Annotated in this window: 12 protein-coding genes; 10 read left to right on the top strand and 2 right to left on the bottom strand. The window is 66.8% G+C overall.

The window, feature by feature from the left end; translation table 11 throughout:
• Positions 1-4: 4 nt before the first annotated feature.
• A complete protein-coding gene (gene mycP / locus ACIHAX_RS30325; protein WP_397280978.1) occupies positions 5-1,402 on the bottom strand; it encodes a type VII secretion-associated serine protease mycosin in 1,398 nt (465 codons plus the stop codon).
• Positions 1,395-2,852 carry a type VII secretion integral membrane protein EccD gene (gene eccD / locus ACIHAX_RS30320; RefSeq protein ID WP_397280976.1) on the bottom strand — a complete coding sequence of 486 codons (1,458 nt, stop codon included), beginning with the start codon at positions 2,850-2,852 and terminating at the stop codon, positions 1,395-1,397. The genes mycP and eccD overlap by 8 nt, the downstream gene beginning before the upstream one ends.
• A gap of 226 nt (positions 2,853-3,078) precedes the next feature.
• Between eccD and eccA the strand changes: the two genes are divergently transcribed.
• The 10 genes from eccA (at position 3,079) to ACIHAX_RS30270 (ending at position 14,701) form a co-directional block, all read left to right on the top strand.
• A complete protein-coding gene (eccA, locus tag ACIHAX_RS30315; RefSeq protein ID WP_356967624.1) occupies positions 3,079-4,899 on the top strand; it encodes a type VII secretion AAA-ATPase EccA in 1,821 nt (606 codons plus the stop codon).
• A 489-nt stretch (positions 4,900-5,388) separates the two neighbouring features.
• Positions 5,389-6,204, top strand: coding sequence for an SDR family oxidoreductase (locus ACIHAX_RS30310; protein ID WP_397280974.1), 816 nt, complete (start codon positions 5,389-5,391; stop codon positions 6,202-6,204).
• Positions 6,205-6,295: 91 nt separating this feature from the next.
• Entirely contained in the window at positions 6,296-7,522 is a 1,227-nt protein-coding gene (locus tag ACIHAX_RS30305) for an acyl-CoA dehydrogenase family protein (RefSeq protein ID WP_364433898.1), read from the top strand.
• An 11-nt stretch (positions 7,523-7,533) separates the two neighbouring features.
• Positions 7,534-7,671, top strand: a complete 138-nt coding sequence (locus ACIHAX_RS30300; protein WP_397280972.1) for a hypothetical protein — start codon at positions 7,534-7,536, stop codon at positions 7,669-7,671.
• 34 nt (positions 7,672-7,705) lie between these two features.
• Positions 7,706-8,707: a phosphotransferase family protein gene (locus tag ACIHAX_RS30295; RefSeq protein ID WP_397281020.1), complete on the top strand. Its 1,002-nt coding sequence runs from the start codon at positions 7,706-7,708 to the stop codon at positions 8,705-8,707.
• A gap of 222 nt (positions 8,708-8,929) precedes the next feature.
• Complete coding sequence (locus ACIHAX_RS30290; protein WP_355074393.1) at positions 8,930-9,619, top strand: TetR/AcrR family transcriptional regulator; 690 nt, start codon at positions 8,930-8,932, stop codon at positions 9,617-9,619.
• 607 nt (positions 9,620-10,226) lie between these two features.
• On the top strand, positions 10,227-11,111 hold the full coding sequence (locus tag ACIHAX_RS30285; protein WP_397280969.1) for a hypothetical protein: 885 nt from the start codon (positions 10,227-10,229) through the stop codon (positions 11,109-11,111).
• Positions 11,112-11,146: 35 nt separating this feature from the next.
• Positions 11,147-12,070 carry an alpha/beta hydrolase gene (locus tag ACIHAX_RS30280; protein ID WP_364433993.1) on the top strand — a complete coding sequence of 308 codons (924 nt, stop codon included), beginning with the start codon at positions 11,147-11,149 and terminating at the stop codon, positions 12,068-12,070.
• 133 nt (positions 12,071-12,203) lie between these two features.
• Entirely contained in the window at positions 12,204-12,908 is a 705-nt protein-coding gene (locus ACIHAX_RS30275; protein WP_397280968.1) for a hypothetical protein, read from the top strand.
• A 263-nt stretch (positions 12,909-13,171) separates the two neighbouring features.
• Entirely contained in the window at positions 13,172-14,701 is a 1,530-nt protein-coding gene (locus ACIHAX_RS30270; RefSeq protein WP_397280967.1) for a long-chain fatty acid--CoA ligase, read from the top strand.
• Positions 14,702-14,984 lie beyond the last annotated feature (283 nt).

Genomic DNA, 14,984 nt, shown 5'->3' with positions numbered 1-14,984 from the left:
CCGTTCAGTCGTCACCGGGCAGAACGAGCGGCATGCGCTGCTTGCGGCGGAAGGGGATCGACAGCGTCGAGAAGATGGCGAGCAGGGTCAGGCAGATCGCGGCGCCCGTCACGCCGATGCGCCGCGGCCACGGGTTCACCGGTGCGATCGGGGCCGGGCCCGCGATCTGTTCGCCGGTCGCCGGCTCATGGAGCGGCGGATTCGGCAGTACGGCGGTGAGCGCGGCTACCGGATCGACCATGCCCGCGCCGATCCGGGCGTCGTGGCCGTCGCCGGGTGCATGCGCCGTGCCGATGATGCGATCCATCACCTCTTTGGCGGACAGCTGCGGAAAGCGTGCGCGCACAAGGGCCGCCAGGCCTGCGACGTAGGCGCTGGAAAAGCTGGTTCCCGCCACCGGCGATACCTGACCGTCGGCTTGTGGGGTGCCGTTGACCAGGCCGGTGGCACCAGGTTTGCTGTCGAGTGAAATCAGGTTGCTGCCGGGGGCGGCCACCGAGACCCACGGCCCGTACAGCGTGAACGGCGACGGCGAGCCGTCCGGCTCGACCGAGGCCACCGAAAGGACATAGGGCGAGAACCACGCGGGCGTCGCGATCGTTCTGACCGAATCCCAGCCGGCGCCGTTCTGCTGCTTGCACGCGCCCTGCGATTGCAGGTTTCCCGCCGCCGCTACCACGACGACATCGCGGTCGTAAGCGTATTTCAATGCGGCGCCGAGCATCCCGTCCACCGGGCCGGCACCGGCGGGCCGGCAGGACACTTCGGAGATGTTGACGACCGTTGCGTGCAGATCCACCGCGCGGACCACGGCATGCGCCAGGGTGGCGACGGTGCCGTACCCACCGGCCGACATGCCATCGGGCCGGTCATTGCCGTAGCTGTTCTTGGCTTGATAGGCCAGGCTGGTCTGCCGGATCGCGAGCACCGTGGCTCCCGGCGCGACACCGGCGAAACCATCGCCACCGTCCGGGGACGGGTGTGCGGCGATGATCCCGGCGACCAGGGTGCCGTGCCCGTCGCAGTCGGTCGTGCCGTCGGAATCGGAGACGTAGTCCCCGCCCGCGTCGACCGTCAACCGCGGATGGCGAGTGACTCCGGTGTCGATCACCGCGACAACCTGTCCCGCGCCGCGACCGAATTCCCAGGCAGCGGCGAGCCCGAGCGCCTTTTGGGCGGCGGGCACCCCAGCCGGAGGTGGTCCCGTCCAGTTGGGTTCCGAGCACAGCAGTCGCTGTTGCGAGGGTTCCGGCGGGGCCACCGGGGCGCCGGTGATCAGCAGGCCCGGATCGACCCCGGGCGGAGCGACGGCCCTGGCTGGACCGGTGGGCAGCAACGCCGCCGTGATCGTAAGTGCCGCGACGGCGAGCGCGGCCGGTGCCGATCGTGCGTGGTCACGCATTGCGGGCCAGGGCGTAGACGTCGATGATCCAGAACACCAGTGGCCCGATCAGGCAGATCATGAGGTACTCCAGCAGCTCGCCGGCCCGCTGCACGACCGGCGAGATCTCGAGCTTCGGCCCGGCCACCCCGATCAGCAGCGCGAGTGCCGCGACGACGAGCAGCGCGCCCGCAGCGGGCAACGCGGCATCGGTGAGTTGGGTGCCGAGCAGCACCATCGGCGGGATCAGCGCCGAGCAGCCGCCGAGCACCAGCAGCGCGGCCTGGGTGAGGTCGGAGAAGGCACGCCCGCGCCGGGCCAGCACGATGCCGACCGCCACCGCCAGCAACGCGGTCTGCCAGAGGTGGTCCCGGGCCGTCGCGACCACCATGATCGTCGCGATCACCGTCACCGTCACGATCCCGGCGATCATCCCGGACTGATAGTCGTTGGCCCGGCGGGCCCGTTCGCCCAGCCCGGCCGCCGAGGGAATCGAGGTCGCGCCGATCGCGCCGATGCCCTCGATGGTCGGTCGGGGCTCATGGTCGCGCGGATCGATCACTCCGCCCGCGGTCGGCACCGGCGGCACCGGCAGCCGCGCTGCCGCGACCGCGATCCGCGGCGTCAGCGTGATGCCGAGCAGTGCGAAAAAGATGACTCCGGCCGCGGTTTTGGACGGTGCCACCTGCCATACCGTGGTCGTACCCGCGGCGCCGAGGCCGAACGCCGCGATCGTGATGACGGCGGTGAACATGGTTGGGCGCACCGCGATCACCCGCATCGCGATCGTCGCGAGCAGTATCGTGACGGCGCAACTCAGCAGCAGGTGCGGTGCGCCCGGCAGACCGGGCACGAGCGCCGCGGCCCCGGCGCCCATCAGCAGCAACCCGCACAGCGCCAGGACCGTGGCGGGCAGTGTCGCGGCATACCACCGGGCGACGAGCCCGGCTCCGACCAGGACGAGGAGCCCGAACCCGCTGCCCGCCGCCCCAGCCCATCCGCCGGCCCCGTGTCCCGCCGCGTACAGCAACAGGAGGCAGGCGCTCGCGACCGCGGCGATCGCGCCGCCGAGCCCGGCCAGGCCCGCGGACTCGGCGGTCCAGCCGCGAAACGAGTTGTCGGTCAGCCGGGCCACGGCGTCGATCACGTCATCGAAGAGCGCGGGGGAGTCGACCGAATCCACTGCGGCCAGCACCAGCAGGTCGCCGTCGAAGACCTCGGCCTCGGTGAGCGTCCGGACCGGGTCGATCGCGGTGTGGCCCAGCCGGGACAGCGTCCAGTGCCGGGCGACCAGCGGCCCGTCCTCCTCGTGTTCGGACAGGTCCGGATTGCGAGAGGCGATGAGTGTCACCACATCTGGAATGAAAGTGGCGATCGGGATCGTGGCGGGCAGCGCGACATCGACCTGAGTATTCCCGCCGATCACCGAGACTCTGCACAGCTGCGGCTCGATCGCCGTTGACTCGATCACGTGATGACTCCCGAATTCCCTGGTTACGACGATCAGGAAGGTAGCAATCACGGTGCCGCGCGGCGGTGGCCCGAGGCGGAGTTCGCTTTGTCGTAACCCGCGGTGTGGCAACGACATGCGGTTATCGCGTCGAGCCCGCGCGGCGGGGTGAACTGTCCGTGAATGGCCGGTGCTCTCCGTCCGGGTTCGCTGGGCTGGACAGCCGAGTCCGCGCTAATTTCCGGGCATGTCAGCGATTCGGCAAGCGCAACAGGTCTTCGATGCGGGCGTCCTCTCGCTCGGTCTGATGGTCGACGGCCAGCAAGCCGCGAAGAATCTCGAGTACGCCAAGGTCGCCTTCCGCCGGGCGACCGAGCTCGATCCCGACATGTGCGACGCCTGGCTCGGGCGCGTCGCCGCCGGGGACGCCACCCAGGAAGTGCTACGCCAGTTACACCGCACCTCGACGACTTCGCATCTGCGTGAGCAGCGCCGTCTCGGTCTGCCGCCGCGGCAACTGGCCGGTCGGTTCCAGATCGGCCAGTACATCGACTATCCGATCGCCAGCCTCACCGAGATCTGGCTCGCCCAGGCGATGCATCTCGTCGAGGACCGGGATTTCGATGCGGCCGAACGCGTTCTCGACGAACTCGACGAGCGTCGCAGGCAGCTGACCGAGGATCCCGACCGTGCCGTCGACGACAAGGTCTGCGCCTATGCGCGCGGCGTGCTCTATTTCACCGGTCAACTGTGGCAAGAGGTGATGGGCGTGCTGGCCGGGTCGGCCGACTGGCAGGACCAATACATGGCGGCCGGCGCGCACGTCATGGTCGGCACCGCCTGCGCCCACCTCGGCCTCTTCGGCGAGGCGACCCGCAGGCTGGAACTGGCCGAGCGCGGCCCGATTCCGGCGGCCCGGACCGCGGCCATGTACTGCCGTGGGCTGGCGTTGCGCGAACAAGGCCACGAGGACGAGGCGCGGGCGTTGTTCGAGACCGTCTACACGCAGGTCCCCGGGTTCGCCGCCAACGCCACCGCGATGCGCGATCCCAAGTTCCGGATCATGGTGACCACCAAGGAACAGATCGAATCACGCACCGACCGTTGGGATCCGGCGTCCGCGCCGTCGCTGGCGGAGGCGGCCGAGGAGGAACAGCATCACAGGGCCGAGCTGATCCTGGCCGCCGCCCGCGCGGAACTGGCGGCGCAGATCGGCCTGGGTGCGGTCAAGGTGCAGGTCGCCAAGCTGCAGTCCTCGGCGATGATGGCCAAGATCAGGGCCGAGAAGGGCCTCAACAGCATGCCCCGCGGCCAGCATCTCGCCTTCACCGGCCCGCCTGGCACCGGCAAGACCACCATCGCCAGGGTGGTGGCCAAGATCTACTGCGGGCTCGGGTTGCTGAAGACCGACAAGGTCGTGGAGGCCAAACGATCCGACTTCGTCGGCCAGCACCTGGGTTCGACCGCGATCAAATCCAACCAGCTGATCGATTCGGCCATGGACGGCGTGCTGTTCGTCGACGAGGCCTACACCCTGATCCAGGCGGGCCTTTCCGGTGGTGACGCCTTCGGGCGCGAGGCCGTCGACACCCTGCTGGCGCGGATGGAGAACGATCGCGACCGCCTGGTCGTCATCATCGCAGGCTACGACGGCGAGATCGACCGCTTCCTGGCCAGCAACGACGGCCTGTCCTCCCGCTTCGCCAAGCGCGTGAAGTTCGACTCCTACTCGCCCGGCGAACTCTGCGAGATAGCCCAATTCATCGCCGCCAGACGCGATTCTGCCGTATCCGACGATGCGGTCGAACTGTTGCGCGAGTCGTGCGCGACGCTCTACGCCACCGAAGGCACCGACCAGAGCGGCCTGCCCCGCCGCGGCGTCGACCTCGCCGGCAACGGTCGATTCATCCGAAATGTCATCGAAAGTGCAGAGGAAGAGCGCGAATACCGCCTAGCCATGGACGACAGCCTCGACCACCGCGCGCTCGACGAAGAAACCTTGATGCGCATCGAGGCCGACGATATGCGCAAGGCACTGGAAGTGGTGCTCTCAACCCTGATGCCCTGAGTGCGAACACAACTGGAAGTAGCAGCATCTCGCCGAGCTTGTTGCTGCCCAGACGGCGAAGTTCGCCAACTTGTACGACGTCAGCCACGAGCGCGAGGACGTCGCGCGACTTGTGTCGGAACGGTCGAGGCGGATGCCGGAAACCTTCCACCAGCTACCGCGAGACAGGTATGAAACAGCATGAAGTCACCTCTTTCGTGACCCGTCTGCTGATTCCTTCGACATCTATCGAAGCGCACCTTGGTTGCTTCGCGCCACCCTGCGCGTTCGCAGGGAGCGGGGGTGGGTGGCGTGACCAACGGAGGTGTGGTCATGTCCGGCTCGCGATGAGGCGGCACTGGAGCCGATTCTCGGCGCGTGGCAGTGCTTGAAACTGACGTCGACTTCAACTATACAGATGTCAGGGGCCGCATCGGGTCCAGCTGGTAGTAGGAGCCGTCCGTCCGGATGTGGCGGCGCGCCCCCATCGACACGAAAGCAGGTTCGGTAGTGCAGGTTGCAGGCAAGGTCGCCATTGTCACCGGTGGCGGCGGAGGCATCGGCGGCGCTATCGCGCGGGCTCTCGTCGGTGCGGGTACCCGCGTAGTCGTCGCAGACCTGCACGCATCTACCGCTCAGGCCGTCGCCGACCGGATCAACGCCGACCATCCCGGTACCGCGGTGTCCGCCGGCGCGGACGTATCGGACACCGAGGCGATTCGCCAACTCATCGCGTTGGCTGACAAGCACTTCGGTCCCGTCGACATGTACTTCGCCAACGCCGGAATCGTCGGTGCGCCTGGGCTCGAGGCCGACGAAGCCGCCTGGAGCCTGGCGATCGACGTGAACCTGCGCGCCCACATCCGGGCCGCGCAGTTGCTGGTCCCGGCATGGGTGGAGCGGGGTGCGGGCTACTTCGTCAGCACCGCCTCCGCGGCGGGGCTGCTCACCCAGATCGGGTCGGCCACCTACGCGGTCACCAAGCACGCCGCGGTCGGTTTCGCCGAGTGGCTCAGCGTCACCTACGGAGACCAAGGGGTGCGGGTCAGCTGCCTGTGCCCACAGGGCGTCAATACGAAGCTGCTGTTTGGTGGGGACTCCGGGGAAGTCCTCGGCGCCGCGGCAACCCGCGCCGTCACCAGCGCCGGTGAGGTGCTCGAACCGGCCCAGGTCGCGGCCGACGTGATCGCCGCGATCGACGAAGAGCGTTTCCTGATCCTGCCGCACCCGCAGGTGCTGGACATGTACCGGCACAAGGCCGCCGACTACGACCGATGGCTGCGCGGCATGCGGCGCTACCAGACGAAGGTGCTGGCGCAGGACTGAGGTCCTCCCGCGGCATCGACCTCGTCGAGGCTGTCGTCGGCCACAACGAGCGCCGCACCCCCGATTCCCTCCGGACCCGTCAGGAGTTCTCATGTCCCTGTTCGACATCTCCGAACGCGCCCAGCAGTTGCAGAACGAACTGCTGGATTTCATGGATGCACACGTATACCCGGCCGAGACCGTGTACGAGGAGCAGATGCGCGCGGCCGGCGATCCACATTTCCATCCGCCGATACTCGAGGAACTCAAGACCGAGGCGAGAAGGCGGGGCCTGTGGAACCTCTTCCATCCACATCCTGCCACCGGTGCCGGACTGACCAACCTCGAGTACGCGCCGCTGGCGGAGATCATGGGCCGCAGCCACATCGCGCCCGAGGCGTGCAACTGCAACGCCCCCGACACCGGCAACATGGAGGTCCTCGAGCTCTTCGGCACCGAGAAGCACAAAGAGAAGTATCTGAAACCCCTGCTCGACGGCACTATGGCGTCCGCGTTCGCGATGACGGAGCCAGGTGTGGCCAGCTCCGATGCCACCAATGTCGAACTGTCTATGGTCAAGGACGGTGACGAATACGTCCTCAACGGCCGGAAGTGGTTCGCCTCCAACGCCCTCCACAAGAACTGCAAGGTCATGATCGTCATGGGCAAGACCGATCCGGCCGCCCCGACGCACCGGCAGCAGTCGATGATGGTGGTACCGATCGACGCACCCGGTGTGACCGTGCTGCGCAACTTGCCGGTCTTCGGTTACGCCGACCGAGAAGGTCACGCCGAGATCGACTTCAAGGACGTACGGGTTCCGGTCGAGGACCTACTCAAAGGCGAGGGAGAGGGCTTCGCGATCAGCCAGGCCCGGCTGGGCCCCGGTCGCATCCACCACTGCATGCGCGCCATCGGCGCGGCCGAGCGCGCGCTGGAACTGATGTGCAAGCGCGCCCAGTCGCGCGTCACGTTCGGCAAGCCGATCGCCGACAATGCCAACATCCAGGACTGGATCGCCGAAGCGCGCATCGACATCGAGATGATCCGGCTACTCACCCTCAAGGCCGCATATCTGATGGACACCGTCGGTAACAAGGAAGCACAGACCGAGATCGCCGCGATCAAGGTCGCCGCCCCGGCCATCGCGCTGAAGATCGTGGACCGGGCCATCCAAGTGCACGGTGGCGCGGGCGTCACCGACGACTTCCCGCTCGCCATGTCGTACGCACACCTGCGGACCCTGCGCCTGGCCGACGGCCCGGACGAAGTGCACAAGCGCGCTATCGCCCGCCGCGAACTGCGCCAGTACCGCGACCTGCGACCGGACGGTATCTGAGCATGACTCCCATGCAGTCGCGTGCCGGAGCGTCTTTTCTGGATCTGAGCGGCAGAACCGCGATCGTCACCGGCGCTTCGCGCGGCATCGGCGGCCAGCGGCTCGGCGACGTGGTGCCCTACCGGAACGGAGCGACGCTCGGTGCCTGAGACCTCGGCGCGAGATGCGATCGGCATCGATCCGATGGCGGTCACCCGCTGGTTCGGCGACCTCGGGATCGAGTTCGCCGGCCGGCTGGGCTTCCACCGGATCGGTCTCGGTCAGTCCAATCTCACCTACCTCGTGCGGGACGACGCCGGTCGGCGCTGGGTGCTGCGCCGGCCCCCATTGGGGCACCTGTTGGCCTCGGCACACGACGTCGCGCGGGAGGCGCGGATCATGTCCGCGCTCGCGGGCACTTCCGTCCCTGCACCGCGGATCCTCGGTGTCGCGGAGAATCCCGCGATCTCCGACGTGCCGTTGGTGCTGATGAACTTCATCGACGGCCAGGTCGTCGACACGATGGAGATCGCGGAGTCACTACCTCAGCGACGGCGTCGCGAGATCGCGGAGTCCCTGCCGCGCGCCCTCGCGCAAATCCACGCCGTCGACCTGGAGCGGACCGGACTGTCCGATTTGGCGAGCCATAAGCCGTACGCGCGACGCCAACTCGCGCGGTGGTCCGGCCAGTGGGAGAAGTCCAAGACGCGGGAATTGCCCGAACTCGACGATCTGACCCGCAGGCTGATGGCCGCGGTGCCCCAGCAGACCGAACTCGCGCTCGTGCACGGCGACTTCCACCTGCGCAATGTGATCGTCGCCCACACGAGCGGCGAGGTCATCGGCGTGCTGGACTGGGAACTGTCCACGCTCGGAGATCCGTTGGCCGACATGGGTTCTATGCTCGCCTACTGGCCCGAGCCGGGGGAGGACACGGGGGGAGACTTCCCGGTCTCCACACTCGCGGGATTCCCGAACCGGGACGAACTCGCCCGGATGTACCTCGACGAGACCGGCCGGGACCCGCAGGCGCTGAAGTTCTGGCACGCGCTCGGTCTATGGAAGGTGGCGATCATCGCCGAAGGTGTCCTGCGCCGGGCGATGGACACCCCCGCGAACAAGGCGGCAGCCGGCACCCCGACCGTCGAGCGCATCGATGCTCTGGTCCACAAGGCCATCGTTATCGCCGATGCCGCGGGGATATGAATCCCCGGCCATCGACACTTATCAGGAGAATCTTCTATGAAGGCATGACGCGTCAACGAACTCGGCGGGCCGCAGGACGTCGTGAAGCTCGAGGACGTCGCCAAGCCGACCGCCGGTGACGGTCAGGCAGGGTGAAGGTGTTGGCTGCTCCAGCACGTCGCCTGCGGTTCGCCGCGGCATGATCTGGCGAGCTCCGATGGTTGCGTTGCTATAACTGTTCCCATGTCACGATCGACCGCAGGGGACGAACACGAGGGCCCGCCGCCGTCCATGGCGAACTCCGCGCTGCTGCGCGAGCTTCCGGCCACCGGTCGGGGATTGCGGACGCGCTCGGCCTTGATCGCAGCTGCCCGTACGGTGTTCGAGCGTTCGGGCTACCTCGACACCCGGCTGGTCGACATCACCACAGAGGCCAAATGCTCGTCCGGCACCTTCTATACGTACTTCTCCAGCAAGGAGGAGATCTTCGCGGCTGTCCTCGAGTTGGCGCAGGAAGACATGATGCATCCAGGAATGCCGCATGTGGACCCCGACGCCGACCCTGCTGGGATCATCGAGGCGAGCAACCGGGCGTACTTCGAGGCGTACAAGCGCAATGCCAAGCTGATGGCGTTGCTCGAACAGGTAGCCAGCATCGATCCGGAGTTCCGCAAACTGCGTCGGCGGCGCGCGGAGGCGTTCGTTCGGCGAAACGCCCGCAGCATCGAGTCCCTGCAGGCGCGGGGACTCGCAGACACGGAGGTCGATCCGCTGTTGGCCTCGCGCGCACTGTCCGGGATGATCAGTCGACTCGCGTTCGACTACTTCGTGACCGGTGAAGGCGCACCGGAGGATCTGAGGGTCGACCTGGACGAACTGACGCGCATCGGAACCCGGTTATGGGTCAACGCGCTGCGCATCTCCCCGCTGTGAGCCAGGCCCGTCCGAGCCGCACAAAGCACCTTTCAGGCGACCTCCGCGCTGAATGGTGCTCATCATTTCCCGCCTTTTCCGGTCGTTTCTGTGTGATTTTGTGTGTCGTGTGACCGGTCGCAGGCCGGTGTGCCAGACGGTGGTACTCGAACTTTCGGCGAACGGCGAACCGTCGTCTTCGACAATATAGCTCCCGGCCCACCGGCCGGGGTCGCCCCCGGCAAGGTCGTCGAAGCCCCCCGTGAGCCCTGCGGGTAGGGCGACAGCCGACACCGGCGCCTCCGGGAGTTCCGCCGTTCCGGCAGGACCGTAAATGACGTTGATTTCGGATCGAGACTTGACGTAGGTCACAACTTGATGTTGAGTTCAGCTTCAATGTTCGGCCCGCCGGAGGGAGGGTCGAAGCCCAGATCCGAAACAACGACGATCGAGGGAACCGCATGGCCCCACTCCTGACTGTGAACGATCTGTCTCGCAGGCTTCTGGTCGCGGGCAGGCCGCTTCGCGAGGTCGGTGTCGCACCCGCCGCAAGCGAGGGAGCCGGCCCGGTCGGCGAGCGGCGATGAGTTCCGTGACCTTTCTGCCAGTCGAATTCGAAAGAATGACGATGTCCACTGTTTCGCCGGAGACCGCCCGGCTCACCTTCCGTGCTCTCGAACTGATTCACGGGATGATCTACTTCAGCCCGCACGGGCAGGAGTGCTATGCCGAAATCGGCTTGCAGGGGCGGGCCCCGACATATTTCGCGCCCCGCTCGGCAGCGATGGGCCCGGTACCCGCGGAAGTCGCCGTCGCGACATTCTTCAACTTCAATCCGGTGGCGGTGCGCTCCGCGCTGCCCGCGGCCTGGCACACCGCCACGCCTGGGCACGTCCTGGAGGCGCGGTACGAGGCCGTCGACCGCTCGCTGCGCCAAGCATGGGGCGACGACGTCGACGGTCCAACGGTTCGGGAGGCGGCCGATCTCGCACGCCGTGCCGCGGAACGCGCCTGCGATCGGCCTCAGGGACGTCCGCTGTTCGCCGGACACGCGCAGCTGCCGTGGCCGGACGCTCCGCACCTGGTGCTGTGGCACGCGCAGACTCTGCTGCGCGAATTCCGAGGCGACGGACACGTCGCGCTGCTGTTCACCGAAGGCCTCGATGGTATGGAGGCGCTGATCACGCATGCCGCGACGGGGGCCATCAGCGCGGAAGTCCTCCGCGTCAGCCGGTACTGGAGCGAAGAGGAGTGGGCTGCGGGCATCGAGCGGTTGCGTGCTCGCGGGTGGCTTCTGAATGGGCCCGGACTCGCCCTCAGCGAGGAAGGGCGGCGGCGCCGGCAATCGATCGAGGACCGGACTGACCAACTCGCCGTGTACGCGTACGAAGCAATCGGACCGGAGGGGTGTTCGCGACTGGGCGAGTTGGGCATGCCGCTGACGAAGGCGGTTGCGCAGGCCGATCTGGGTTTCCCGGCCGAGCTGATCGCCCGGTACCGGGACGGCCGGTGACCGGGGCGCCGAGGCTCGAGCAGGAGGAGGTGCGGATGACGGTCGATGTTGCGGCGTGGCAGGCGCTCGGATCTCGGCGGATCGCCACGAACGGGATCGAACTGCGGGTCGTCGATCATGGCGAGGGACCGGTGGTTGTTCTCTGCCACGGATTTCCCGAACTCGCATTCTCGTGGCGTCATCAGGTTTTCGCCCTCGCCGAGGCCGGGTATCGCGTGATCGCCCCGGATATGCGCGGCTACGGAGGTAGCTCGCGGCCGTCCGAGATCGAGGACTACGACGTATTGACGATCTGCGCCGACCTGGTGGGACTGTTGAACGCCCTCGGCGTGGAGGATGCCGTGTTCATCGGACACGACTGGGGTGCCGCCGTGGTCTGGCAGATGGCACTGGCCTATCCCGGCCGGGTGCGGGCGGTGGCTGGACTGAGCGTTCCACCGGCGCCGCGCGCGCCGGTTCCACCGCTGGGGATTCTGCGTTCCCGGCTGGGAGATTCGTTCTACATGTGCTGGTTCCAGGAGCCGGGAGTCGCGGATGCCATGCTCGCGCAGGACGTTCGATGGACGCTCCTCAATAACGACACTCCCTCGCCGCAGGCTCTGGCACGGCGGCCGAGCGGAGAACTACCGCGTCCCCCGTGGTTGTCGGAGGACGAGCTGCGGGTATTCGTTGAGGCGTTCGAGCACACGGGCTTCAGCGGAGGACTGAACTACTACCGGAACATGGACCGGAATTGGGAGCTCACGGCCCCGCTCGACGGTCACGTCATCACGCAGCCCTCGCTTTTCCTGACCGGTTCCAAAGATGCGGTTCGCATGTTCATGCCGGCCGAAACGATGACATCGGTCCTCGCGGATCTGCGCGAAAACATTGTGATCGCAGGCGCCGGCCATTGGATTCAGCAGGAGCGACCAGCGGAAGTCAACGAGGCGCTGGTGAAATTCCTCGATTCCATCTGATGTGGATGGAGTCGGGCGCGATGCGCGGGAGCGGTCGGAGACGGTTTCGTCGGCGGAACCGAATCGAATCGCACCCGTGCGTGTTCGCAGTCTCTCGAACGTCTGGTTCGAGGCACAAAGAAGAAGGAAAAAGATGAGGAAAACGATTGCAGCAGCGTCGCTGCTCGTCTCGACGCTCGGCATAACCGCCGGAACGGTATCGGCGGCACCGGCCGATACCGCGGCGGTCGGTTACAAGGTATCGGTCGGAGAGCGGTCATCGGTGATCGATCTCGCGGCCGGCGCGATTGCCGTCGAAGAGGGGGTGCTGAAGATCAAGGCCCCCGGCGGTGCTGTGGTGGCGGGTTCGGAATTGTCTTTCCGGGTCGATGATTTCGTCTTCCCGATCGCCGCCGATATCCGCGACCGCACTGCTACCTTGACGCCGCAGTTCGACCTCGAGCACGCCGCCTACAAGCCGGTGGCGCTGCCCTACGAAGACCAGGCTCCCTGGAAGACCCAGTACGACCGGGAACAAGCCGCTTGGGCGCGACTGTCCTCCACGATCCTCATGGGCGCGACGATCGGTACCGCCGTCGGCGGCATCGGCGGCGCGGCTGTCGGTTGCGTGCTGGGCGGGATCGCCGGGGCGACCGTCGCTTCCGCGGCGATTATCGGCTTGTTCGGAGGCTTCATTCCGGCAGCCGCCATCGGATGTGTGGGCGGAATCATGGCCCTCGGCGCGCTGGGGACGTTGGCAGGCCAGATTCTCGTCACCGCTCCGGTCGCGATCATGGCGGCAGTCCAGTACTTCACGACGATCAACCAGCCGATGCCGGCCCCGGCCCCGGCGAAGTGACGCCAACCCTGCCCAGCCGGTTTCGCCGGCTGGGCAGGGTCTGGGCTTTCATGACAGACTTCGCCGCCACGAAGCTGCCGAACCTCGGCTGGAGTGCGGACGAGGCCTCTTCGGTAGACCGTTAGCGGCTGTTCTGGTCGCATCACACGGTTTCCTTGCCGATGCGGTTGTCGCAGATTTCCCTTTTGACAGTTATTGAACTTGACGCCGAGTTCAATTACGGTGCGAGGGGGATTACCAGCTAGGCCAGAAGGAGGAATCGGATGGTCAACGTCGCCGGTCCGATGTGGAAGAACGCGCTCGATCGGCCCGAGGCGATCGCGATCAGGGCGCAGGGCGAGGAATGGAGCTATGGCCGGCTGAAGGACTCGGTGGCGGCCTTCGCCGGTGCACTGCGTGCCGCCGGGATCGACAGTCGCGACCGCGTACTGCTGGTGGCCCCGAGCGTCCCCGAATTCGTTGTTGCCTACCTGGGTGCGCACCTCGTCGGCGCCATCGTCATCACCATGAACACGATGGCGACCGGAGCCGAAATCGGCTATGTCCTCGACGATTCCACGGCACGCCTGGTGATCGCGTGGCACGAGGCGACGACATCGGCCGAGACGGCCACGCGGGAGCGCGGACTCCCGCTCTGGGTGCTCGAGCCGGGCGCACAGCGTGATCGGACGGAGCCGCTGTCCGAACCCGTTGATCTCGCCCCGGATGATGTCGCGGTTCTGCTGTATACCTCCGGTACCACCGGCAAGCCGAAGGGCGTAGAGCTCACGATCGCCAACCTGCACGCCGCGTCGACGATCTTGATCGACTACCTCGGGGTGACGAGCGAGGAGCGGATGGGCACCGCGCTGCCGCTGTTCCACGTATTCGGACAGTCGGTCGTCATGAATACCGCTCTGCACCTGGGTGCGTCGCTGTCGCTGCTGTCGCGGTTCGATCCCGGCCGCATGCTCGAGATGGTGCGCGCGGACGAGATCACCCTGATGTCGGGTGTCCCGACGATGTGGAACGCGATGCTGCACGCCGGAGGGGACTTCGGGCCCGAGCAGTTCGGGAGTCTGCGGATGGCTTCGTCGGGCGGTGCCTCACTCCCGGGGGAGGTCATCCGAGCTTTTCGCGCCCGGTTCGGCTGCGAGATCATGGAAGGCTATGGGCTTACCGAATCGTCGGGAATAGCGACGTTCAACCCCGTCGGGAAGGACCCGAGGGTGGGTTCTGTGGGTCTTCCGTTGCCCGGCATGCGAATCGAAGTCCGGGACGCCTCGGGCTCGGTACTCGCTCCCGGTGAGGTAGGCGAGTTGTACCTGTCCGGTCCGACGATCATGCGGGGATACTGGAACCGGCCGGAGGCCACCGCATGCGACCTGCGCGACGGCTGGCTCGCCACCGGGGATCTCGGCAAGGTCGATGACGACGGCTATGTCTACATCATCGACCGGGCCAAGGACATGATCATCCGGGGCGGCTACAACGTCTATCCCCGTGAAGTCGAGGAAGTGTTGTACGGGCACCCCGATATCGTCGAAGCGGCGGTGATCGGTGTGCCCGACGAGCACTACGGCGAGGAGGTCGCCGCGGTGATCGCCCTGGCGCCCGGAGCGGAGCCGACACCGGATGAACTGCGGAGTTGGGCCAAGGAGCAGCTGTCGGCATACAAGGTTCCACACCTGTTCGCGTTCGTGGACCAGTTGCCGAAGGGCGCCACCGGAAAGATCCTGAAGCGGGCGATCGACTGGAAGTCGCTGCCAGGCCTGAACGATCCGGCGGACAGGGGAGCGGTTGCCCGTCGGTGAGCTGGGCGGCTTACGCCGTCGAGGTCTCCCCGCGCCTTGATGGGTGTGACGCAGGTGTCGGCAGGACAGGCCTGTCGTCCCTGCGTCACCCGGCTCGTGAAGTCTGTGCCGAGCCGTGCGCGCACTCTGATATGGAAGATGTGGGTGCGACGCAGAAAGTTGCTGGAACCGACTCTGACGACCTTGCCGCACGGGCCGCACAGCCTCGCTCGTGATCTGGTGACGGGGTCGCAGCGTCAGCGGCTGTTGTTCGGTGTGACCGTCGTTGTCGCGGATCGCGGCT

The organism is Nocardia sp. NPDC051929 (genome assembly GCF_044548645.1).
GTDB classification, from domain to species: domain Bacteria; phylum Actinomycetota; class Actinomycetes; order Mycobacteriales; family Mycobacteriaceae; genus Nocardia; species Nocardia sichangensis.
This window is presented reverse-complemented; position numbering and strand designations above follow the sequence as displayed.